Source organism: Variovorax sp. CCNWLW186, from assembly GCF_037203865.1.
GTDB lineage: Bacteria > Pseudomonadota > Gammaproteobacteria > Burkholderiales > Burkholderiaceae_C > Variovorax.
Genome location: NZ_JBBCBO010000008.1, coordinates 104,779 through 127,153, shown reverse-complemented (window position 1 = coordinate 127,153; position 22,375 = coordinate 104,779). Strand labels below are relative to the sequence as shown.

General features: G+C 66.6%; 21 protein-coding genes. 13 read left to right on the top strand and 8 right to left on the bottom strand.

From position 1 onward, the window contains the following. Positions 1-38 precede the first annotated feature (38 nt). The 3 genes from V9K97_RS12310 to V9K97_RS12300 are packed head-to-tail and all read left to right on the top strand — an operon-like array spanning position 39 to position 3,791. Positions 39-1,160 carry a Kelch repeat-containing protein gene (locus tag V9K97_RS12310; RefSeq protein WP_337318342.1) on the top strand — a complete coding sequence of 374 codons (1,122 nt, stop codon included), beginning with the start codon at positions 39-41 and terminating at the stop codon, positions 1,158-1,160. Between the two features lie 46 nt (positions 1,161-1,206). After that, a complete protein-coding gene (parC, locus tag V9K97_RS12305) occupies positions 1,207-3,603 on the top strand; it encodes a DNA topoisomerase IV subunit A (RefSeq protein WP_258507780.1) in 2,397 nt (798 codons plus the stop codon). After that, positions 3,603-3,791: a hypothetical protein gene (locus tag V9K97_RS12300; protein WP_337296204.1), complete on the top strand. Its 189-nt coding sequence runs from the start codon at positions 3,603-3,605 to the stop codon at positions 3,789-3,791. The genes parC and V9K97_RS12300 overlap by 1 nt, the downstream gene beginning before the upstream one ends. Before the next feature lie 15 nt (positions 3,792-3,806). On the opposite strand, the gene V9K97_RS12295 is transcribed toward V9K97_RS12300, so the two are convergent. Next, positions 3,807-4,937, bottom strand: a complete 1,131-nt coding sequence (locus V9K97_RS12295) for an MBL fold metallo-hydrolase (RefSeq protein WP_337296205.1) — start codon at positions 4,935-4,937, stop codon at positions 3,807-3,809. 199 nt (positions 4,938-5,136) lie between these two features. On the opposite strand from V9K97_RS12295, the gene V9K97_RS12290 reads away from it, so the two are divergent. Together V9K97_RS12290 and V9K97_RS12285 are read left to right on the top strand one after the other, a co-directional pair. Further along, positions 5,137-6,729, top strand: a complete 1,593-nt coding sequence (locus V9K97_RS12290; RefSeq protein ID WP_337318339.1) for an esterase/lipase family protein — start codon at positions 5,137-5,139, stop codon at positions 6,727-6,729. A 70-nt stretch (positions 6,730-6,799) separates the two neighbouring features. Beyond that, the gene (locus V9K97_RS12285; RefSeq protein WP_337318337.1) at positions 6,800-7,336 is read left to right on the top strand and encodes a cysteine hydrolase family protein; all 537 of its coding nucleotides are present in this window, start codon (positions 6,800-6,802) and stop codon (positions 7,334-7,336) included. 9 nt (positions 7,337-7,345) lie between these two features. Here V9K97_RS12285 and V9K97_RS12280 read toward each other — a convergent pair whose 3' ends face one another. Then, the gene (locus tag V9K97_RS12280; RefSeq protein WP_337318335.1) at positions 7,346-8,083 is read right to left on the bottom strand and encodes a metallophosphoesterase family protein; all 738 of its coding nucleotides are present in this window, start codon (positions 8,081-8,083) and stop codon (positions 7,346-7,348) included. 198 nt (positions 8,084-8,281) lie between these two features. Then, the gene (locus tag V9K97_RS12275; protein ID WP_337318333.1) at positions 8,282-9,955 is read right to left on the bottom strand and encodes a hypothetical protein; all 1,674 of its coding nucleotides are present in this window, start codon (positions 9,953-9,955) and stop codon (positions 8,282-8,284) included. 124 nt (positions 9,956-10,079) lie between these two features. On the opposite strand from V9K97_RS12275, the gene V9K97_RS12270 reads away from it, so the two are divergent. The 8 genes from V9K97_RS12270 to V9K97_RS12235 all read left to right on the top strand — a co-directional run bounded on the left by V9K97_RS12270 (position 10,080) and on the right by V9K97_RS12235 (position 16,918). Further along, positions 10,080-10,751 (top strand): amino acid ABC transporter permease, encoded by a 672-nt coding sequence (locus V9K97_RS12270; RefSeq protein WP_126749056.1) that lies wholly within the window; start codon positions 10,080-10,082, stop codon positions 10,749-10,751. Between the two features lie 27 nt (positions 10,752-10,778). Continuing rightward, entirely contained in the window at positions 10,779-11,432 is a 654-nt protein-coding gene (locus V9K97_RS12265) for an amino acid ABC transporter permease (protein WP_258507770.1), read from the top strand. A gap of 58 nt (positions 11,433-11,490) precedes the next feature. After that, a complete protein-coding gene (locus V9K97_RS12260; RefSeq protein ID WP_337318331.1) occupies positions 11,491-12,288 on the top strand; it encodes a transporter substrate-binding domain-containing protein in 798 nt (265 codons plus the stop codon). A gap of 35 nt (positions 12,289-12,323) precedes the next feature. Continuing rightward, a complete protein-coding gene (locus V9K97_RS12255; RefSeq protein WP_274708825.1) occupies positions 12,324-13,079 on the top strand; it encodes an amino acid ABC transporter ATP-binding protein in 756 nt (251 codons plus the stop codon). Continuing rightward, positions 13,079-13,822: a sugar phosphate isomerase/epimerase family protein gene (locus V9K97_RS12250; protein WP_337318328.1), complete on the top strand. Its 744-nt coding sequence runs from the start codon at positions 13,079-13,081 to the stop codon at positions 13,820-13,822. Before V9K97_RS12255 ends, V9K97_RS12250 begins: the two co-directional genes overlap by 1 nt. Before the next feature lie 6 nt (positions 13,823-13,828). Continuing rightward, complete coding sequence (locus tag V9K97_RS12245) at positions 13,829-14,782, top strand: sugar kinase (protein WP_337318326.1); 954 nt, start codon at positions 13,829-13,831, stop codon at positions 14,780-14,782. A 2-nt stretch (positions 14,783-14,784) separates the two neighbouring features. Then, positions 14,785-15,768, top strand: a complete 984-nt coding sequence (locus V9K97_RS12240; protein ID WP_337318325.1) for a 2-hydroxyacid dehydrogenase — start codon at positions 14,785-14,787, stop codon at positions 15,766-15,768. 124 nt (positions 15,769-15,892) lie between these two features. Beyond that, complete coding sequence (locus V9K97_RS12235) at positions 15,893-16,918, top strand: LacI family DNA-binding transcriptional regulator (protein WP_337318323.1); 1,026 nt, start codon at positions 15,893-15,895, stop codon at positions 16,916-16,918. Here V9K97_RS12235 and V9K97_RS12230 read toward each other — a convergent pair. From V9K97_RS12230 to V9K97_RS12210, 5 genes are read right to left on the bottom strand one after another with little or no spacing between them, the layout of a single operon-like run. Next, the gene (locus V9K97_RS12230) at positions 16,818-17,216 is read right to left on the bottom strand and encodes a hypothetical protein (RefSeq protein WP_337318321.1); all 399 of its coding nucleotides are present in this window, start codon (positions 17,214-17,216) and stop codon (positions 16,818-16,820) included. The two genes, V9K97_RS12235 and V9K97_RS12230, sit on opposite strands and share 101 nt — an antisense overlap. 27 nt (positions 17,217-17,243) lie before the next feature. Continuing rightward, positions 17,244-17,702: a RidA family protein gene (locus tag V9K97_RS12225; RefSeq protein ID WP_309951973.1), complete on the bottom strand. Its 459-nt coding sequence runs from the start codon at positions 17,700-17,702 to the stop codon at positions 17,244-17,246. Then, positions 17,699-18,703: a transglutaminase family protein gene (locus tag V9K97_RS12220; protein WP_337318318.1), complete on the bottom strand. Its 1,005-nt coding sequence runs from the start codon at positions 18,701-18,703 to the stop codon at positions 17,699-17,701. Before V9K97_RS12220 ends, V9K97_RS12225 begins: the two co-directional genes overlap by 4 nt. An 18-nt stretch (positions 18,704-18,721) precedes the next feature. Next, complete coding sequence (locus V9K97_RS12215; protein ID WP_337318316.1) at positions 18,722-19,531, bottom strand: basic amino acid ABC transporter substrate-binding protein; 810 nt, start codon at positions 19,529-19,531, stop codon at positions 18,722-18,724. 29 nt (positions 19,532-19,560) lie between these two features. Continuing rightward, a complete protein-coding gene (locus V9K97_RS12210; RefSeq protein ID WP_337318314.1) occupies positions 19,561-22,314 on the bottom strand; it encodes a circularly permuted type 2 ATP-grasp protein in 2,754 nt (917 codons plus the stop codon). Between the last annotated feature and the right edge of the window lie 61 nt (positions 22,315-22,375).

Below are 22,375 nucleotides of genomic sequence, written 5' to 3'. Positions count from 1 at the left end.
CGAGTTCCCGCCTTTATTCGTCGATGGAGGAGTCCGTCATGCAACGCCGACGCTTCGTTCTTGCGACCGCCGCTTGCGCGGTGAGCGGCGCTGCGCGCGCGCAGCATGCGGCCTCGCACGACACGCTGCCGGTGGTGCCTTCGTCGAAAGAGCCGTATGCGCGGCTGCAAGGCGGCGTGCCGCATCACATGACGCCCGAGCAGGAGGCGCAACGCGTGACGGACAGCCCCGCACCGGCCGGACCCGCCGGACGGTGGGTGACGCGCGCCGCCTTGCCGATTCCGCGCAGCGAGATGGCCTGGGCCACCGCGGCGCAGGGCCGCATGCACGTGGTCGGCGGCTATGGCGAAGGCGCGGTGAACCGCGACTACCACCACATCTACGACCCCAAGGCCGACCGCTGGCTCGATGGTGCGCCGCTGCCGCGCGGCGCCAACCATGTGGCGGTGGCCGCCGATGAGGGCCGCGTCTATGCACTCGGCGGCTTCGTCGAGCAGAACCGCCGCTCCGACACCAACGCCTACGTCTACGACATAGCGGCCAACCGCTGGACCACCATCGCGCCGCTGCCGCGCCCGCGCGGGGCAGCCGCCGCCGTGATGCTGGAGGGGCAGCTGCACCTGATTGGCGGCGCCTCCGAGCCCGCAGCCGAGCGCGCGAGCGTCGGCTGGCACGAGGTGTACGACCCGAAAGCCGACCGCTGGAGCGCCCGCAAGCCGCTGCCCGGTGCACGCGACCATGTCGGCTGCGTGGCGCATGGCGGCCAGATCCACGTGATTGGCGGGCGCTTCAACACCTTCGAATACAACACCGACCTGCACCACGTCTACCTGCCCGCGCGCGACACGTGGGAGCCGCGCGCACCGCTGCCCACCGCGCGCTCTGGACACGGCCTCGTGGTCTACCGGGGCCGCCTTTTCGCCATGGGCGGAGAGGGCGGGTTCCTCGTGGGCGGGGTGCCGCGCCAAGCCAAGGTGTTCGGCCAGATGGAAAGCTACGACCCCGCGGCCGACACCTGGCAGCGCCATGCGCCGATGACCACCCCGCGCCACGCCGTCGGCGCCGCGGTGATTGGCGACTGGATCTATGTGGCCGGCGGCGGCGCGGTGCTCGGCGGCTCCGTGCAGTCCGCGGTGCATGAGGCTTTCACACTAGGCTGAGCGCGCAAGCGCACAGCCAGCAACTGTTTCTCTTTCTCTCTTCTCCATGGACGACACCCAACCTCCGCTCGATCTCCAGGGTCCCACCGACGGCGACACCACTCTTACCCTTGCCGACTACGCGCAAACCGCCTATCTCGAATACGCGCTCAGCGTGGTCAAGGGCCGCGCGCTGCCCGATGTGTCCGACGGCCAGAAGCCAGTACAGCGGCGCATTCTCTATTCGATGTCGCGCATGGGTCTGGGCTTTGGCGGCACCAACGGCACCGTGGGTGCCAAGCCCGTCAAGAGTGCGCGCGTGGTTGGCGACGTGCTGGGCCGCTTCCACCCGCACAGCGACCAGGCGGCGTACGACGCGCTGGTGCGCATGGCGCAAGACTTTTCGCAGCGCTATCCGCTGGTTGACGGGCAGGGCAACTTCGGCAGCCGCGACGGCGACGGCGCCGCGGCCATGCGCTACACCGAAGCGCGCCTGGCCCGCATCACCAGCCTGCTGCTCGACGAGATCGACGAAGGCACGGTCGACTTCATTCCCAACTACGACGGCAGCACCGAAGAGCCGCGCCTGTTGCCCGCGCGCTTGCCCTTCACCTTGCTCAACGGCGCGAGCGGCATCGCGGTGGGACTGGCCACCGAAATCCCGAGCCACAACCTGCGCGAGATTGCAGACGCCTGCGTGGCGCTGATCAAGTCGAACGGCAAGCTCAGCGAAGAAGAGCTGCTGCAGATCGTGCCTGGCCCCGACTACCCGGGCGGCGCGCAGATCATCAGCGGCCCCGGCGACATTGCCGATGCCTACCGCACCGGCCGCGGCTCGCTGAAGGTGCGCGCGCGCTGGAAGATCGAAGACCTCGCACGCGGCCAGTGGCAGTTGGTGGTCAACGAGCTGCCCCCGGGCGTCAGCACGCAGAAGGTGCTCGAGGAAATCGAGGAAATCACCAACCCGAAGGTGAAGGCCGGCAAGAAGGCCTTGAGTGCCGAGCAGACGCAGCTCAAGGCCGCGATGCTGTCGGTGCTCGACGTGGTGCGCGACGAGTCGAGCAAGGACGCCGCCGTGCGCCTGGTGTTCGAGCCCAAGACTTCGCGCATCAGCCAGGAAGAGTTCATTACCACGCTGCTCGCGCAAACCTCGCTCGAAACCTCGTCGCCGATCAATCTCACGATGGTGGGCATCGACGGCAAGCCGACGCAGAAGTCGCTGCGCCAGATGCTCAACGAGTGGATCGCGTTCCGCGAAATCACCGTCGAGAAGCGCTCGCGCCACCGCCTGAACAAGGTGCTCGAGCGCATTCACATTCTCGAGGGCCGGCAGCTGGTGCTGCTGAACATCGACGAGGTGATCGCCATCATCCGCGCGGCGGAAGATCCGAAGGCCGCACTCATTGCGCGCTTCAACCTCAGCGAGCGCCAGGCCGAAGACATTCTTGAAATTCGCCTGCGCCAACTCGCACGGCTCGAAGCCATCAAGATCGAGCAGGAGCTCAAGGGCCTGCGCGACGAGCAGAAAAAGCTCGAAGACATCCTGGGCAGCCCCGCGGCCCTGCGCCGCCTGCTGGTGAAGGAAATCGAAGCCGACGCCAAGACCTTCGAGGACCCGCGCCGTACGCTGATCCAGGCCGAGAAACGCGCCGTGGCCGAAGTCAAGGTGGTCGACGAACCCGTCACGGTCATCGTTTCGCAAAAGGGCTGGGTCCGCGCGCAGAAGGGCTGGGCCAGCGAGAAGGCCGCGGGCAACGGTTCGGCCACGCCAGAATACAGCTTCAAGTCCGGCGATGCGCTCTACGGCGCCTTCGAATGCCGCAGTGTCGACACGCTGCTGGTGTTCGGCAGCGCCAAGGACAAGACCGTGCGCGTGTACACCGTGCCCGTGGCCTCGCTGCCCGGCGCTCGCGGTGACGGCCAGCCCGTGACCACGCTCATCGAGTTGGATGCCGGCACTCACGTCACGCATTTCTTCGCAGGCCCGGTGGGCGCCAGTGTGCTGCTGGCCAACACCGGCGGCTACGGCTTCATTGCCACGGTTGAAAACATGATGTCGCGCCAGCGCGGCGGCAAGGCCTTCATCGATGTGGGCGAGGGCGAGCAGCTCTGCCGTCCCTCGCTGGTGGGCGGCGCGAGCGGCGCCGAGCCGATGCCCGCCGCCACGCATGTGGCCTGCGCCTCCACCGGCGGCCGCATCCTGACCTTCGACATCGCCGAGCTGAAGAGCCTGCCGAAGGGCGGCCGCGGTTTGACGTTGATCGACCTCGACGCCAAGGACACGCTCGCTGGCGCCGCGGCCTACACGCGCAGCGTGAAGATCGAAGGCATTGGCCGCGGCGGCAAGGAGCGCGACGAAACCCTGGAGATCCGCACGCTCAACAACGCGCGCGGCAGCCGCGCGCGCAAGGGCAAGGCGGCCGACCTCGGCTTCAAGCCGACGAGCATCGTGCGGGTTTTGTGATGGGCGGCATCGACATCAGCGTCATCGGCCTTGTGATCGCAGTGGTCACGGGGCTTGGCAGCTTCTGGTTCGGCCGCCACATGCGCCTGAAGCGCGGGGCCAAGAAGCGCGAGAAAGAGCGCATTGCGGCGCAGGCCAATGAAACCCGGCAGCAGCGCCGGGCGCGCGAACGCAAGGAACGCGGCTAGGCCTGCCGCAGCGCCTTACTTCAGACCTTCCCACCAACGCACGTTGGTGCGGGCCTTGCCCACCGTGAGCACTTCGCCGATCACTGGCGTCGCGAGCTCGATCTTCCTGGCCTGCGACAGGTTGGCGATGCGGTCCAGCGGATCGTGCCAGGTGTGAAAGGCAAGATCGAACGTGGTGTTGTGCACCGAATAGAGCACCTTGCCGCGCAGGTCTTCGAAGGCTTGCACGCTCTGCTCGGGCGTCATGTGCACTGCGGGCCAGTAGGCGTCGTAGGCGCCGTTTTCCATCAGTGCCAGGTCGAAGCCGCCGAAGCGCTCGCCGATCTGCTTGAAGCCCGGAAAGTAGCCGGAGTCGCCGCTGTAGAAGATGCGCTGGTCGCCGCTTTGCACTACCCATGAGGCCCACAGCGTGCGGTCCCTGTCGGTCAGCGTGCGGCCCGAGAAGTGCTGCGCGGGCGTGGCGGTGAGCTTCACGCCGTTGTGTTCGCCGCCTTGCCACCAATCGAGCTCCGTCACACGGTCGGCCGGCACGCCCATGGCCAGCAGGCGCGCGCGCACGCCCAGCGGCACGAAGTAGCGCTGCACACGCTGCGCAAGATATTCAATGGTCGCCACGTCGAGATGGTCGTAGTGGTCGTGCGAAAGAATCAGCCCTTCGATGGGCGGCAACTGCTCGAGCGTGAGAGGCGGCTTGTGGAAGCGCTTGGGCCCGGCGAAGCTGAACGGCGATGCCCGTTCGCTGAACACGGGGTCGATCAACCAATATTTGCCCTGCAGCTTGAGCAGGTGCGACGAGTGTCCGAGCCGCACCACATGGTTGGCCTTGGGGTCGAGCGCATCCAGGTCGGCGGTGCTCAGCATCTGCACGGGAATGGGATCGACCGGCACGGTGTCGACCTTGCTGCCGACGATGAAGCGGGACCAGATTCGCCAGGCGCTGGCGGAAGGCAGGACTTCCGGGTTCGGCAGGTTCTGGAAACCGCAGCCCTTGAACTGAGGCGATGCGTCGTAGCGTGCCTCGCACCCGCTGCTGCTCACGCAGCCGGCGACCAGTGCGCAGCTTGCAGCAAAGAGCGAGGTGCCGTAGCTGCGAAAGCGGCTCAAGAGGTGCTTCGGAGAGAACACGGGGCGGGCGGCGTCATTCATGGATGCGGATGTTCGGGGTGTTTGCGGCGCGAGCTTAGCCGGGGCCTCGTTGCCAATGGTTTCAACGGCAGAAACATTCGGCGCAAAGGGGCATTGCCGCGCCAGTTGTCGTATGCCGTGCGTTCTATGGCCGGTAGCGGCGGCGCGCGGCACACTGAAAGCGCCGGACCTCGCGGCCGTTGAAAAGGCGACACACACCATGAGCAGCAACCGCTATCCCATCATCTACGTGCGCGGCTACGCCATGACGGAGGACGAACGCGACGACACGGCGGCCGACCCGTTCTGCGGCTTCAATGTGGGCTCGACCGTGTACCGCGCCACCGTCAAGAAGGACGCACCGGCGCAGAAGTTCGTCTTCGAATCTCCGGTGGTGCGGCTCCTGGCGGACTTTCAATACCAGAGCGTCTACCAGAACGGCCTGGACATCCTGGACAACGACTGGAAGCCTTCGCCCGACGAAACCGGCAAGGACGTGGACGGCATTCCGGCCGCGTCCGTCGTGATCTATCGCTACTACGACAGCGGCTCCGAACTGCTCGGCGACGGCAAGTCGCGCGACGTGAAGATCTATGCGCAGGGCCTGAGCAAGCTGATCCTGCGCGTGCGCGACCTGGTCGCGCTGCGCGAGGGCGCCGCTTTTTCGCCGGCGGACTTTCGCTGCTACCTGGTGGCGCATTCGATGGGCGGGCTGGTCGTGCGGGCCTTTCTGCAAAACCCCACGCTCGGCGACGCAGCGGCGCGCGCCTGTGTCGACAAGGTCTTCACCTATGCCACGCCGCACAACGGCATCGACCTGGGCGGCGTCAACGTGCCGGGCTGGCTCACGGCAAACGAGATGAACACCTTCAACCGCGAGAAGATGTCGGAGTTTCTCGACACGGCGCCGGTCGACGGCCGCATGGACTTTCTGCCCGCGGCGGCCTTTCCGGCCGAGCGATTCTTCTGCATGGTGGGCTCCAACCGCGGCGACTACGAAGCGGCCAAGGGCCTGTCGCGCATGTTCGCAGGCCACGGCAGCGACGGCCTGGTACGCATCGAGAACGCCTCGCTCTGGTCCATCGACGAGGCAAAGCGCGGCAAGCCCGTGGCCACCGCCTACGCCTTTCGGTCGCACTCGGGGTACTTCGGCATCGTCAATTCCGAGGAGGCGTACCAGAACCTGGTGCGCTTTCTGTTCGGCGACGTGCGCGTCGATCTCTGGTTCGACGTGGAAGGCGTGACTCTCCCGCCCGACCTGCCCAAGGACGCCGATGTCGATGCGCTCTACCAAGTCGAGCTGCTCGCCGCCCCGCGCGGCAAGCGCTGGTACCTGAGCCGGCGCGTGGCCGAAGAAGATTCGCCCGCCTGCCGCACGCACAAGGAACTCACCGACCCGGCCAAGCCCGAGCGCCGGTCGATCTATCTGTCGACCGTGTTCCTGGCCAACAAGGCGCGCGTGAAGCAGGACCGGCCGACGCTGGCCTATGCCATGACGCTCGGCGTGCGCGTGCCCGACTACCAGGTCAACAAGAAGTTCTGGCTCGACGGCCACTACGAGGGCAGTTCGCTGTTCCGCGACACGCTGGTCATCGAGCTTTCCCCGCCCCAGGCGGACGACCCCGCGCAGAACTGGAACATCAAATACGGCTGGCAGACCGACACGGCGGGCAAGGCCTCGCTGCCGATGAGTTCGACGCAGCTGGCCAACGGCAAGCAGCAGTGCATCGTGCCGCTTTCGAGCCTGGGCGCGGCAGCGGCGGCACCGGGCATCAGCGGCAAGGTGCGGCTCGAAGTCAGCGCCTGGAACTGAGGCGGCTGGGCGGGTGGCGGGGGGGGGCATACTCGGGGCGGCCCCGAGTCCTTGCCTGCTTTCCACTCCCATGAAAACTGCCGTTCTCGTCATCGACATGCAACGCGGCCTGTGCGACGACCCGCCGCGCCCCTACGAAGCCGAACAGGTGATCCAGCGCATCAATGCGCTGACCGAGCGCGCACGCGCGGCCGGTGTGCCGGTGGCTTTCATCCAGCACGAGAACGAGATCGACCTGGAGTTCGACTCCGAACGCTGGCAACTTGCCGATGCGCTGTACGTGGATGCAAGCGACACGAAGATCCGCAAGAACACGGCCGACTCGTTCCTGCGCACGCCGCTTGAAGCGTGGCTGACGGGGCATGCGGTGCAGCGGGTCGTGATCTGCGGCTATTCGTCGGAATTCTGCGTGGACACCGCCGTGCGGCGCGCCGCCGCGCTGGGCTACGAGGTCATGCTCGCGGCCGATGCGCACACGTCGCACGACAAGCCGCATGCCACGGGCGCCTTCATTCGCGCACACCACAACGCCACGCTGTCGGACATCACCAGCTTCGGCGTGCGCATCAGCGCGGTGGACAGCGCGCAGATCGCGTTCGGCGATTGAACTGAAGGCCTAGGGCATTCGCCCGGTGGCGAGGGCGTGCGCCCAGTCCGGCCGCCCGTTCTTCAGCGCCAGCGCCGCCATGGCCGTGTGGTCGTAGGGCACCGCAATCAGCCGGGAGGCCCAGCCGCTTTCGTGCCGTTCCACGATGGCATAGCGCGCGTTCGGCGAGCCGGTTTCCACGGCGTGCGGATACGGATGAATGTCGTCGTAGGCCGGCAGGCCCACGCTTCCCGGATTGACGATCAGCTGCCCGCCGGATGCATGCGCCACGCGCGGTACATGCGTATGACCGCATGCGATCAACTGCGCATCGACCTGGCCGAGGCGCGCATCGATTTCCGCCTGCGTTGCAGCGCGGAACACCGTGGGCTCCACGGTCTCCAGAAAGTATTCGAGATCGCTGGAAGGCGTGCCGTGGCAGAGCAGGACTTCCGGCCTGAAGCGCAGGCTGTGCCCGAGCGACGCGATCCATTCGAACTCCTTCGCGCCGAGCCGCGCATGCGCGAACGCATCGGAGGGACCGCGCTTTTCCGCAGGCATCGTTAGCAACTGGCGTTCATGGTTGCCCGCGAGTTGAACCCAGTCCTGCGCCATCAGGAACTGCGCGGTTTCCAGCGGCATCAGCGGGCCGGAGAGGCTGTCGCCCAGGTTGACGATGATGTCTGCGCCGCGGCGGGCAATGTCTTCGACCACGGCTTCGAGTGCGGGGAGGTTTCCGTGGATGTCGGAGACTAGGGCTATGCGCATTTGATAGGACTTTTTTCGGGGCGGGGAGATCTTAGTCCTGGGGCGCGGTTGGGCTTTTTTCAGGGCGTGTGCAAAGGCCACCGGGTACTCCCCTCCGCGAATGTCCCCCGGGGCTGCGCCCCTCCTCCTTTATTTCGCTGCGCGGAGCACCCGATGCCCTGTGCACTGGGGCACGCTGCTGCGCTGGTGTACGGCTGATCAATCAGCCCCAGACCGCCAAACCCGCGCCAGCGCACTGAGTTTCCCGCGAAACCCCAGCCGATCGTTGGACAGCGCATCGATGAAGTCAGACAGGCGCTGAGACTTCACCATTGTGTAGATCGTGAGCCAGGTCGTGAAGACGAACACCACGCCGAACCAGATCGCCTTGCGCCACAGCGGTGCGTCGGCCTCAGCCAGCAGGTTCATGCCGAGAAAGCCCGTGGTGACGGTGCCGATCAGGCCGAACAGCGTGACCACCGTGAGCCGCACTACGGTGCTCGCCTGCCGGCGCAGGCTGTCGGCATCGAGATACGTGTTCATGTCGGCGATGCGCGACTTGACCTCGTCGTAGAGCGGATCGAGCCCGAGGTGCGTGGTGCACATGTGTGAGAGCGCGCGCACCTGCGCCTGCTCCGAAATTTCATGGAACCAGTAGCGATGCGTGAAACGCAGAAAACGCTCGAAGCTCGAACGGATGGCGCGCTTGAACTGCTTCACGCTCGGGGTGCTGCGAATGTCGAGCCGCTTGAGCGCCTCCACCAGCTGGTCCGAGAACATCAGCAGCGATGCCTTCTGGAAATGCGCGATGAGAAACAGCAGGAAGTGCTGGTGCCTGAACTGCGCGAGCACGCCGCGGTCGCGGCAGCAGAAGAATTCGGAGCGCGCATCGCCGACCACGATCAGCGCGTGGCCGTTGCACAGGTAGCGCGTGTTCGGCGCAGCGCCGGCGTCGACCCAGAAGCGGTCGTAGCAGTACTTGTGTTCGAAGTCTGCAAGGTGCTGCTCCGCATAGGGCAGGTGGGCATCGCGCGCCGCATCGGCCTCGGCGGCGCCGGTGACCAGGCCAAGCCGGATGAAGTCGTTGCGCGAGAGGCGCTTCGGGTCATCGAGCGAAAGGTATGCCATCACGGGCATGCGGTAGTACTCGATCTGCCGGTAGCGCAGCACGCCGGGGTCGTCGGAATGGTCGCTCACCAGCGGCTGCATCAGGTAGGCCCAGTGGGCCGAAATACGCGGCGCGCGGTGCTCGGCCACGTGCGAGAGAAATGCGTCGCGCTGCTGCGCATCCGATCGTGCGAGCACGCTGCCGTCGGCGGCCAGCCACTCGACGCTGGACATGCAATGCAGCGCGCCGCCGTCGGCGCTCCAGCCGGCAGGGTAGGCGCGGCCGAAGCGGTAGAGCAGGTCTTGCGCCTGCGCAAGGCTCAGGTTGTCCGCGCCGACTTCCAGGTTGAGCAGCACCACGTCGATGTCGAAGAAGAAATACAGGTCGCAATGCACCACGTCGAGCGTGATGGGCGCGTCGCCGGCCTGCGGCACCATGCGCACGGCCGCAACGTCGTGCCGCCTAAAGATGCGCATCGGCGAATCGCCGTCGTTGCCGCCTTCTTCGCCGCTCTTGCCCTTGGAGCGGCCCTCGCCGTACAGGAAGCGCTGCACGTACGGCAGGAAGCTCACGAACTCGTTGTAGTGGCGCTCGTGAAAGCGGCTGCTGTCGCCGGTGTATTCGTCGATCTCCTCGCGCCAGGGCGATGCATCGCCCATCTCGCGCAGCACGTGCCAGGGGCCGTGGTGCGCGGGCTTGGCATCGGGCGCCGGCATCAGCCGCAAGGGCCAGAGCAGGGCTTGCCTGAAATGCTGCACGGCGGGCGCTGTGGATGTATTGGGCATCGCTCCAGTGTAGGCACGAGGTGCCTAACTAGGGGAATCCCTAAGCCGTTCTGAAACCGGTTTCATATAAGCTGCAAGCATTGCTTTCGAGGCATGCGCACGGCAACGCCCGTGCTCGCCCCACATGAACTACCAGTTTCAATTCGACGCCGTCTTCGCTGCCTGGCCGCTGCTGCTCAAGGGCACCTGGATCACGATTCAGCTTTCGCTTTCCGCCACGCTGATCGGCCTGGTGGTCGCCATCTTCTGCGCCTGGGGCAAGACCTCGGGACCGGGCTGGCTGCGCTTTGTCATCAACGCGTACATCGAGGTCATCCGCAACACGCCTTTCCTGGTGCAGCTCTTCTTTTTCTTCTTCGCGCTGCCGGCCATCGGCCTGCGCTGGTCGCCGCAAACGGCCGCGCTGGTGGCCATGGTGGTGAACCTCGGCGCATATGCGACCGAAATCATCCGCGCGGGAATCGAGTCGATTCCCAAGGGGCAGATCGAGGCGGGCAGGGCGCTCAACCTCAAGCCCTGGGAGATCTTCCGCTTCGTCATCATCAAGCCCGCGCTCAAGGCCATCTACCCGGCGCTCACGAGCCAGTTCATCCTGCTGATGCTGAGCTCGGCCGTGGTGTCGGTCATTTCGGCCGACGACCTGACCTCGGTGGCCGCCAACCTGCAGTCGCAAACCTTCCGCAGCTTCGAGATCTACATCGTGGTGGCCGCCATCTACCTCGCGCTGGCACTGGCTTTCTCGGCCATGTTCAAGCTGATCTACAAGCGCACGCTCAACTATCCGGACCGCCGGTAATTCGCTGCGGACGGAGCCAGACTCATCATGCGTACCTTCGGTTTTCCCGAATTCCTGTTCATTCTCGAAGCGGCCAAGTGGACGCTGGCGCTCTCGGCCATTGCCTTCGTCGGCGGCGCAATCCTGGGGCTGATCATCGCGCTCATGCGCACGTCCGAATCGGCGTGGGCACGCGGCGTATCGACCACCTTCATCCAGATCTTCCAGGGCACGCCGCTGCTGCTGCAGCTGTTCCTGGTGTTCTTCGGCGCGCCGGTGCTGGGGCTGGACATCAACCCGTGGGTTGCCGCGGGCGTGGCGCTCATCCTCAACAGCGCGGCCTTCCTCGGTGAAATCTGGCGCGGCTGCATCGAGGCGGTTCCGCGCGGCCAGTGGGAAGCCGCCGAGGCCCTGAGCCTCAAGTACAGCGCGCGCATGCGCGACGTGGTGTTGCCGCAGGCTTTCAAGATTGCATTGGCGCCCACCGTGGGTTACCTGGTGCAGATCATCAAGGGCACCTCGCTTGCAGCCATCATCGGCTTCGTGGAGGTGACGCGCGCCGGGCAAATCGTCAACAACGCCACCTTCCAGCCGCTCATCGTGTTCTCGGTGGTGGCGGCCATCTACTTTGCGATCTGCTGGCCGCTCTCATTGCTGGCCGGGCGCATGGAGCGCAAGCGCGCACAGGCGCTCGCACGCTGATCGTTTTTCGTTTTCTCTCTTCTCGTCGCTTCCTTCTTATTTTCAGGAGACACATCCAATGACCCGTACCACCACCCGCCGCGTTGCACTGGCAGCCCTTGGCCTTGGCGCCGCGCTCACCGTGTTCGCACCCTTCGCATCGGCCCAATCCGTGGCCGACATCAAGAAGAAGGGTGAGATCACCATCGGCATGCTGGTCGACTTTCCTCCCTATGGCACCACCAATGCACAGAACCAGCCCGACGGCTACGACGCCGACGTGGCCAAGCTGCTCGCGAAGGAGTGGGGCGTCAAGGCCAACATCGTGCCGGTGACCGGCCCGAACCGCATTCCCTTCCTGCTGACCAACAAGGTCGACGTGCTGGTCGCCTCGCTGGCCATCACGCCCGAGCGTGCCAAGCAGGTGCAGTTCTCGCAGCCCTATGCAGCCGCCACCATTGTGCTGTACGGCGCCACCAAGACGCCCATCAAGGCTGCAGCCGACCTGAAGGGCCTGCGCGTGGGCGTGGCCCGCGCCTCGACGCAAGACGTGGCCGTGACCAAGGCCGCGCCCGAAGGCACCGAAATCCGCCGCTTCGACGACGATGCCTCGGCCATGCAGGCGCTGATCTCGGGCCAGGTCGATGCCATCGGCTGCTCGGTGACCGTGGCCGCGCAAATTGCCAAGCGCGTGCCCGCCGGGAGCTACGAAAACAAGTTCACGCTGGTGCAGCAATCGATGGGCATTGCGATGCGTCCGGGCCAGGAAGAGCTGCACAAGGCGGTCAACGAATTCGTTGCCAAGAACACCGCCAATGGCGAGCTCAACAAGCTCTACCAGAAGTGGCTGCAGGCCGACCTGCCGAAGATGCAGTGAACCGCAAGGGCTGAAGAAGAAAAAGGAATCCTGGCATGACGACGGAATCGATCATCCGCATGGAAGCGGTCAACAAGTGGTACGGTGAATTCCAGGTGTTGACCGGCATCGACCTGTCGGTGCGCCAGGGCGAGCGCATCGTGATCTGCGGGCCTTCAGGCTCGGGCAAGTCCACGCTCATCCGCTGCATCAACCGGCTCGAGACGGTGCAGAAGGGCCGCATCGTGGTCGACGGCATCGACCTTACGGCCGGCGGCAAGAATGTGGACGCGGTGCGTGCCGAAGTGGGCATGGTGTTTCAGCAGTTCAACCTGTTTCCGCACCTCACCATACTGGAAAACTGCACGCTCGCGCCGATGCGATCGCGCGGCATGACGAAGGCGCAGGCGGAAGAGGTGGCCATGAAGTACCTCACGCGCGTGCGCATTCCGGAGCAGGCCAACAAGTACCCGAGCCAGCTTTCCGGCGGACAGCAGCAGCGCGTGGCCATTGCGCGCGCGCTGTGCATGACGCCCAAGATCATGCTGTTCGACGAGCCCACCTCGGCGCTCGACCCCGAGATGGTCAAGGAAGTGCTCGACACCATGATCGGCCTGGCCGAAGACGGCATGACCATGCTGTGCGTGACCCACGAAATGGGCTTTGCCCGCAGCGTGGCCGACCGGGTGATCTTCATGGCCGAGGGCAAGATCGTCGAGCAGGCGCCGCCGCAAGAATTTTTCAGCAATCCGCAGAACGAGAAAACGCGCCAGTTCCTCGGCCAGATCCTGAGTTCGCACCAGGCCCACTGATGTCTTTTCAGGTACTCGTTTCTCTGTCGTCCTTCGGTGCGGCCGAGGTGGGCCGGCATGGCCAGCTCTGGTGCTCGCAACTGGCGTTCGAGGCCGGGGCCGATTCGGTCGAGGTGCGCGGCGAAATGCTGCGCAACCCCGATGCCGAGCTGCCTTCGCTCGCGGGGCTTGCCTCCGTGTATTCCAGCCCCGAAGGGCTGTGGGCCGAAGGCGGCTGGCTCGACAGCGCAGCCTTGGCGCGCGGCATTGCGGCCGCAACCAGGCTGGGCGCCAAGCGGCTCAAGATGTCGATCGGCGACTTTCGTGCGTCGTCGCACGGATCGCTGTGGGGCCTGAAGGTGCAGCTTGCCGAAACGCGTGTCGAGCTGCTGATCGAAAACGACCAGACGGTGCGCGCCGGCACGCTGCCCGCGCTGCAGACCTTCTTCGACGTGGCCGACCGCGCCGGCGTCGAGCTTGGTATGACCTTCGACATGGGCAACTGGCACTGGCTGGGCGAATGCCCGCTGCAGGCCGCCCAGGCGCTGGCGCATCGCGTTCGCTACGTGCATTGCAAGGGCGCGCAGCGCCTCGCGCACAAGTGGGTGGCGGTGCCGCTGGGCGACTCGGCCGCGCCATGGCGCGCGGTGCTGCGCGCGCTGCCGGCCGACGTGCCGCATGCCATCGAATACCCTCTGGTGGGGGACGACCTGATGGCCGTCGCACGCACGCAAATCGATTTCATCCGCTCCGCGCGAGCCTAGAAATACATGACTGAACCGACCGCTTTCGACGTTGCCCTGTTCGGCGAAGCCATGCTGCTGCTCGTGGCCGACCGGCCCGGCCCACTGGAAAACGCAGAGGCGTTTCACAAGCGCACCGCCGGCGCCGAAACCAACGTGGCCATCGGCCTTTCGCGTCTCGGCCTCAAGGTGGGCTGGGCCAGCCGGTTGGGCACGGACTCGATGGGGCGCTATCTGATTGCAACGATGAAGGCCGAGGGCATCGACTGCTCGCACGTGATCTGCGACCCCGCGCAGCGCACCGGCTTCCAGTTCAAGGGACGTGTCACGGACGGCAGCGATCCGCCCGTCGAGTACCACCGCAAGGGCTCGGCCGCGAGCCACATGGGCCCTGCCGATGTCGATGAAGCCTGGCTGCGTTCGGCGCGCCACCTGCACGCCACGGGCGTGTTCCCGGCCATCTCCGACACCAGCCTGCAGGCCGCCCTCAAGACGATGGGCGTGATGCGCGCGGCCGGCCGCACCATCTCGTTCGACACCAACCTGCGGCCTACGCTGTGGCCGTCGACCGACACTATGCGCCACTGGATCAACGAGCTGGCCTCGCGTGCCGACTGGGTGCTGCCGGGCATCGAAGAGGGCCTGCTGCTCACCGGCCACACCCAGCCTGAAGACGTGGCCAGCTTCTATCGTGAGCGCGGTGCGAAGCTGGTGGTGGTCAAGCTCGGTTCCGAAGGCGCGTACTACGACAGCGACGTGGCGGGCACCGGACGCATCGAAGGCTTTCCGGTGAAGGAAGTGATCGACACCGTGGGCGCGGGCGACGGCTTTGCGGCCGGCGTGGTGAGTGCATTGCTCGAAGGCAAGAGCGTGCCCGAGGCCGTGCGCCGCGGCGCCTGGATTGGCGCACGCGCGGTGCAGGTGCTGGGCGATACCGAAGGCTTGCCAACGCGCGCCGAACTCGAAGAAGCAGGACTCTGATAATGACCGACAAGAAGAACGTGCTTGTCTTCAGGGCGCTGCCCGAAGACCAACTCGCGCGCCTGCAGGCCGCACACCATGTGACCGTTGCCGATCCGCGGAAGAAGCCGGAGGCCTTTGGCGCCGCGCTCGGCACCGCGAACGGGCTGATCGGTTCGAGCTACAACGTCGACGCCGCGCTGCTCGATGCGGCGCCCCAGCTCAAGGTGATCTCGAGCGTGTCGGTCGGCGTCGACAACTATCCATTGGCCGAGCTGCACAAGCGCGGCATCGTGCTGTGCCACACACCCGACGTGCTGACCGAGACGGTGGCCGACACGGTGTTCGCCATCCTGATGGCCACGCAGCGCCGCGTCGTCGAGCTCTCGAATCTCGTGCGCGAAGGGCGCTGGACGAAGAACATCGGCGAAGAGTTCTTCGGCACCGATGTGCACGGCAAGACGCTCGGCATTCTCGGCTTTGGCCGCATCGGCCAGGCCGTGGCCCGGCGCGCGGCATTGGGTTTCGGCATGCCGGTGCTCTACCACTCGCGCCGGCCCGTCGACCTGGCCGCGCAGGCGCCCGAGCTGCAGGGCCGCGCAACCCATACACCGCTTGACGACCTGCTCTCGCGGTCGGACATCGTGCTGGCGATGCTGCCGCTCACCGACGCGACGCGCGGCATGATCGATGCCGGCTTCTTCGCGCGCATGAAGCCGGGGGCGTCTTTCATCAATGGCGGCCGTGGCGCTACGGTGAACGAAACCGCATTGCTGCACGCGCTCGACCACGGCACGTTGCGCGCCGCGGGCCTGGACGTGTTCGCGAAAGAGCCGCTGCCGGCCGATTCGCCGCTGCGCACGCATTCGCGCGTGACGCCGCTGCCGCACATCGGTTCGGCGACGCATGAGACGCGGCATGCGATGGCTGAGCTGGCAACGACCAATCTTCTACAGGTCTTGGCCGGCGAGAAACCGACCGCGCCGTACGACACGGCGGGCGCATGAAGCCCTCGAGGATTTTCTCCCTCCCCCGCTGGGGGAGGGTAGGGGTGGGGGCAAGCGGCGAATCCATTTCGCGCTCTGCCTGCCCCCATCCCAACCTTCCCCCAGCGGGGGAAGGAGCAAATCCATGAATCCGAGCGGGCGCGCCACCATTGCCGACGTCGCCGAAGCCGCAGGCGTCTCCAAAGCCACCGTCTCGCGCTTTCTCAACCACCGCGAGCGCCTCTTGAGCCGCGACATCGCGGCGCGGGTTGAGGCAGCCATCGCCAAGCTGGCCTACACGCCCAGCCCCATGGCACAGGCGCTGAGCCACGGTCGCTCGCGCCTCATCGGCCTGATCGTGGCGGACATCACCAACCCGTATTCGGTAGCCGTGCTGCGCGGTGCCGAGAAGGCCTGCCAGGACGCGGGCTACCTGGTGATGCTGTTCAACCTGGGCAACGAGAGCGAACGCGAACGCGAGGCCATCGATGCGCTTGCGGGCTATCAGGTCGACGGGTTCATTCTCAACACGCTGGGGCGCGGCAGCAACGTGGTCGATGCGGTCACGCTGCACGGCAAGCCCGCGGTGCTGGTCGACCGGCGGCATGCCGGCATGCACACCGATTTCGTCTCGCTCGACAACCATTCGGCCATGCGGGACACCTGTGGCCATCTGGTCGAAGGCGGCTACCGCGAACTGCTCTACGTGACCGAGCCGCAGAAGGGCGTGAGCTCGCGGCGCGAACGCACTGCGGCTTTCGGTGCCTGCGTGGCTGCGCACGAACCGCGCGTGGCGGGCGAGGTGTTCGAAAGCGTCGAGGGAGAGAGCGATGCGCTGGACGAAGCCTTGCGCGCCTTGCATCGGCGCGCAAAGCGCGGGCGCCGTGCGGCAGTGGTCGCGGGCAATGCGGTGGTCACGCTGCGCGTCGCACAGGCCATGGCGCGCCTGGGGTGGCAGTTCGGGCAGGAGCTGGGCTTTGTCGGCTTCGACGACCCGGAGTGGGCTTCGCTCATCGGCCCCGGCCTGAGCACCGTGGCGCAGCCCACCGACTCCATCGGCCGCTGCGCCGCTACGTGCCTGATCGAACGGCTGCAGGGGCTGGATGTAGCGGCTCGCCAGCTGCTGCTGCCGGGGCAGCTGGTGGTGCGGGGCTCATCTCAGCCGGCATAGCAGCCGGCTCAGCAGCGGCCAGGTCCGCAACACGAACGAGGCGGCTGAGTTCGACCCGCTCGGCAAGCCAGCGCTGGAAATTCCGTTCGGCCTGCAGCTTGAACTCGTTGCGCGTGCGGTTGCAGATGGCGTGGGCAAGGCGCCGGTGCTTCTGCTTGCGAACGCCGCCCAGCGTAGAGTCGTTCAGGTGCTCGATGGTGGCCGAATCAGGCGTGCTGCGAGGCTCGGCAAAATCCATCGGCAAGCCGCACCAGTGGCAGTTGTTGCCGAAGGAAGAGCGCAGGGCCTGCACGCTCATGGCTGTGGCTGCCCGCGCTGGAACCGGTCAGCCGACTTCGGCAACCAGGTCGATCTCGACGCAGGCACCCATCGGCACCTGTGCAACGCCGAACGCGCTGCGCGCATGCGACCCCTTTTCGGCGCCGAACACTTCGGCAAACAGCTCGCTGGCGCCATTGGTCACCAGGTGCTGCTCGGTGAAGGTGCCGACGGAGTTGACCAGGCTCATGACCTTGACGATGCGCGTGATCTTGTTCAGGTCGCCCACGGCGGCATGCAGCGTGCCCAGCAGGTCGATGGCAATGGCGCGCGCGGCCTGCTTGCCTTCCTCGGTGCTGATGCTGGCGCCGAGCTGGCCGGTCCAGACCTTGCCGTCTTTCTTGGCGATATGGCCCGAGAGAAAAACCAGGTTGCCGGTGCGCACGAAGGGCACATAGGCCGCGGCGGGGGCGGCGACCGGGGGCAGGGTGATGCCGAGGCTGGAAAGCTTGTCGTAAACGCTCATTGGAGATCCTTGTCCGAGGGTTGCGATTGAGTTTGGGATTGCGTCTGTGATTGTGTCTGCGATTGTGACTGCGCCGCTTGCGCAGCCTGCGTGCGCAGCTCTTCGATGGGTTGCACAGTCACGCCCACCTTGAGCGTGTGGCGCGCGCCGCCGTGCAGCACGCCGCGCATGGGGGACACATCGGAATAGTCGCGGCCGATGGCCAGCGCGACGTAGTCTTCGCCCGGTTGGCGGCCGTTGGTGGGATCGAACTCGGCCCAGCCGCCGGCGCTTTCGGGGCCGTCGCCTTCGCCGGGCAGGTACACCGACACCCAGGCGTGCGAGGCATCGGCACCCACCAGCCGCGGCTGGCCGGGCGGCGGCTGCGTGAGCAGGTAGCCGCTCACGTATCGCGCGGGCAGGCCCATCATGCGAAAGCAGGCAATCATGATGTGGGCGAAGTCCTGGCACACGCCCTTGCGCTGCGCGAGCGCTTCGACCGCGGGCGTGCTGATCTCGGTGCTGTCGGCCTCGTAGGCAAAGTCGCGGTACATGCGCTCGGTGAGGTCCATCGCCACGTCGAAGGTCGGCCGCTCGGGCGCGAAGCTTGCGCGCGCGTAGGCCGCGAAGTCGTCGTGGCGGGGTACGTAGGGCGACGGAAAAACGAACTCCGAGGCCGGATCGAAGGTGGCGTCCTTTCGGTACCGGAAGCGCTCGCGAACGGCCTCCCAGGGCAGCTCGCGCGCCACGGCCGGCGAAAGCACAGGCTCGGAGGTCTCGACCACGCTTTCGGCGGTGACCACGAGGCTGTCGTGCGTGGCCTCGAGTGCAAAGAAGGCGCGGGTGTTGCCGTACACGTCGGGCAGTTCGTTGCGCTGCGCGGGCTGGGGTTCTATGGCGAGCTTGTGGCTCACCAGCCGCTGCGACCCGGTGGCCAGCGGCTTCAGGTGGGCCAGGTGCTGCGCCGTTTCGACCGGGGGCGAATACTCGTAGCGGGTTTCGTGCGTGACGTGAAGAAGCATGGGGTTCCTGCTGGGGAGCTACTTCGGCGTGCCGCCGAAATGCGCCGCGTAGATCTTGTCGTAGCTGCCGTCGGCCTTGATGTCGTCGAGGCCCTTGTTGATCCTGGCCAGGAGTTCCGCATTGCCTTTCTTGACCGCAATGCCGTATTGCTCGACCGGAAAGGCCGCATCGCTCACCGTCTTGAAGCCGCCGCCGGGGTTGTTGGCAAGGTAGTGCTCCACCACGCCGTTGTCGGCCACCACGGCCTGCACGCCGCCGGCTTCGAGCTCCTTGAGCGCGAGCGGCGTGGACTCGAAGCGCTTGATGTTGCCGCTCGACTTGCCCTGCAGCTTGCCCACCACTTCGTCGCCCGTGGTGCCGTTCTGCACGCCGACCTTCATGGCCTTGATGTCTTCGAAACTGGCCACCTGTGCATCGCGCCTGACCGCGATGAGTTGCCTGGCTTCGAAATAGGGCTTCGAAAAGTCCATGGCCTGGCGGCGCTCGCCGGTGATGGTGATGGCCGACACCAGCAGGTCGCGGTCGCCTTGGTCGAGCGCGTTGAAGATGCCTTCCCAAGGCGTGTTGACGAACTTCACTTCGAAGCCGGCCTTGCCCGCGATCGCCTTGACCACCTCGATGTCGAAACCCACGATCTCGCCCTTTTCGTTCTGCGACTCGAAGGGGGTGTAGGCGGCATCGGTGCCGACCACCAGCACCCGGGCCGCCGCGGGCGCAGGCGTGGCCGTAGTGGCGGTGGTGGGCTCCTGCTTGCCGCAGCCGGCCAGCGCAAGCGCCGCAAAGGCGGCAAGGGCGGCAGTGAACGCGATGCGGCGGTTGGCAAGCATGTTGCGGCCTCCTTCAAAAAAGAGCGTGTTCAGGCGCCGACCGAACGCAGCGATTCCGACGTGAGCGTGAAATAGCGCGTGCCGATGGCGTCGGACACATGGTAGGCCGCCGTCTCGCAGCTGGCGAGAAGCTGGACCAGTGCGGGGTAGTCGGCATCGGCGCCGGCCGCGCACAGATGCTCGAGCGTCCAGGTTGCGGGGTCGGGCAGTTCGTAAGACAGCGCGGTGAGCTTGCCGGGCGCACTGCCCGCAAGGCGCGCAATGCGCCCGCGCAGCGTTTGCGTGACCCACGCCAGCGAGCGCGGGTTCTCGGCATCGAGCACCAGCAAATCGACCAGCGTGGCTACGTCGCGCCGCTGCTGGTAGCGCGCGTGGAAGGTGATGGTGCTGTCGAACAGCGCCACCATGGCTTCGAAGCCGCTCACCTCGTGCACGGCACCGTTCTCGAAGCCGGCTTCCAGTGCGTTCGACAAAAAGCCCAGCCGCTCGATGTGACGGCCGATCGACAGCAGGCGCCAGGCGTCGTCGCGCGTCATGCGGTCGGTCTGTGCGCCGGTCATGGCGGCGAGCGCGGTGCTGGCGGATTCGAGCGCGCGCAGCGCTGCGCCGGTGGCAAAGCTGCCTTCGCCGGCCTGCTCGGCGGCACGCCGCAGAAACTCGGCTTCGGTGCGCACGATCTGGTTCCAGTTGTCCTGCGAGAGCCGTTCGCGCACGGCGGCGGCGGCCTGTCGGATGCAGCGAAGGCTGAAGCCGACGCTGCCGCCGCGCTCCACGTCGCCGAGCTCGGCAATCAGTGCGCGCTCGAACACCCGGCGCGATTGCGGTGCGCTGGGCACGCCCGCCGGCACCAGCGCATTGCGCAAGGCCATTCGATGCAGCCACTCGAGCAGCGGGCGCGACGACTGGTCTTCGCTGCCCAGCAGGTTGAGCGTGAGGCGCGCGAGCCGCACCGCGTTTTCCGCCCGCTCGGTGTAGCGGCCGAGCCAGAACATGTTCTCGGCCGCGCGGCTGGTAACCGGCGCCCGGTGCCGCGCGAGCGAAGCCGGCGTGGCATGCGGCTGCAGCAGCGTGGTGCGGTCGACTTCGCCGTGCGTTTGCACCCATACGTCGGCACTGCTGCCGCCGCGCTGCATGGAGGCGATCTGCGCATCGCGGCCGGCAAGCCGCGCCAGCCCGCCGGGCAGCACGCGCCACGACTGCGCACCGTCGCTCACCGCGAAGACGCGCAGCAGCACCGCGCGCGGCGCAATGTGGCCCGGCCCCAGGTCATTGGCCCAGGTGGGCATCTGCGACAGCGGCAGGTAGCTCTGGATGGTGTGGGCTTCGCCGTCGCGCACGATGCGGCCGGCCCATTCGTCGAGCTGGCGCCGGCTCAGTTCGCTGCCAAGCACCGCGTCGAAGCTGGTCTGTCCGTCGAACCCGGGGTAGGTCGGCTTGATGGCGCATTCGCCCAGCTGCGGCAGCACCGCCTCGAGCGCGGCACGCTCGCCGCACCACCAGGTCGGCAGCGCCGGCAGCTTGAGCTTTTCGCCGATGAGGCGACGCGCGAGGCCTGGCAAGAAGCCCAGCAGCGCGGGGGATTCGAGAAACGCCGAACCCGGCATGTTGGCCACCAGCACGTTGCCGGCCCGAATGGCCTGCAGCAAGCCCGGTACGCCGAGCGTGGAATCCGGCCGCAGTTCGAGCGGATCGAGGAACTGGTCGTCCAGCCGCTTGATGAGCCCATGCACCGGTCGCAGGCCCTGCAGTGTCTTGAGGTAGAGCCGCTGGTCGCGCACCGTGAGGTCGCTGCCCTCGACCAGTGTCACACCGAGATAGCGCGCAAGGTATGCGTGCTCGAAGTAGGTCTCGTTGTAGGGGCCGGGCGTGAGCAGCGCAATGTGCGGCGGCACGCCGGCCGGGCACATGCGCTGCAGCCCGTCCATCATGGCGCTGTAGGTGGCGGCCAGGCGCTGCACATGCAGCGCCTCGAAGGCCTGCGGAAACTGGCGCGTGATGGCGAGGCGGTTCTCGAGCAGATAGCCCAGGCCCGAAGGCGCCTGCGTGCGCTGCGACACCACCCACCAGTTGCCATCGGGTCCACGGGCAAGGTCGAAGGCCGCAATGTGCAGCCAGGTGTCGCCCGGCGGCTTCACGCCGTGCAGCGCGCGCAGGTAACCGGGGTGCCCGCGCACCAGCGCCGGCGGCAGAAGGCCTTCGCTCAGCAGTTGCTGCGGGCCGTAGACATCGGCCATGACGCGGTCGAGCACGCGCACGCGTTGCAGCACGCCGGTTTCGATCTGGTTCCAACTTTCGGGCGAGACGATCAGCGGGAAGAGGTCGAGCGACCACGGGCGCTGCGGCCCGTTGGCGTCGGCGTAGACGTTGTAGGTAACGCCGTTGTCGCGGATCTGCCGCTCCAGGTTGACCGCCCGCCGCGGTAGGTCGCCGAACCCGCCCGGGCCGAGCTGCTCGAAGAATGCGTTCCACGCCGGCGTGAGGGGCGGCTTCTCGTTGGAGGGCTGCGGCTGCTGGAGAACCTGGGTCTGTGTCTGCGTCTGGGATTGGGCCTGCGACGGGTTCTGCAGAGGCGCGGAGCGCTCGGCCGCCGCGTCGTAGAGCGCCGGCGGCGCGGCCACGGCCGGCGCTGCGCCGGTGACCTGGCGCGGCGGCACTGCGGGCGTGGCTTCTCCGCGCAGTTCGTCGAAGTGGCCGGGCAGGGCGGCCGGGGCGAGCGCCGACGCCAGGGCGGCTGGAAATTCCAGCGCCTGGGCGTCGAACAGGGATTCGTTCAAAGGTTCCACAGGGGATGGATTGTCACATTGCCGTCACCGGGTGAGGTGGCGGGCGATGTGCTAAATGTCC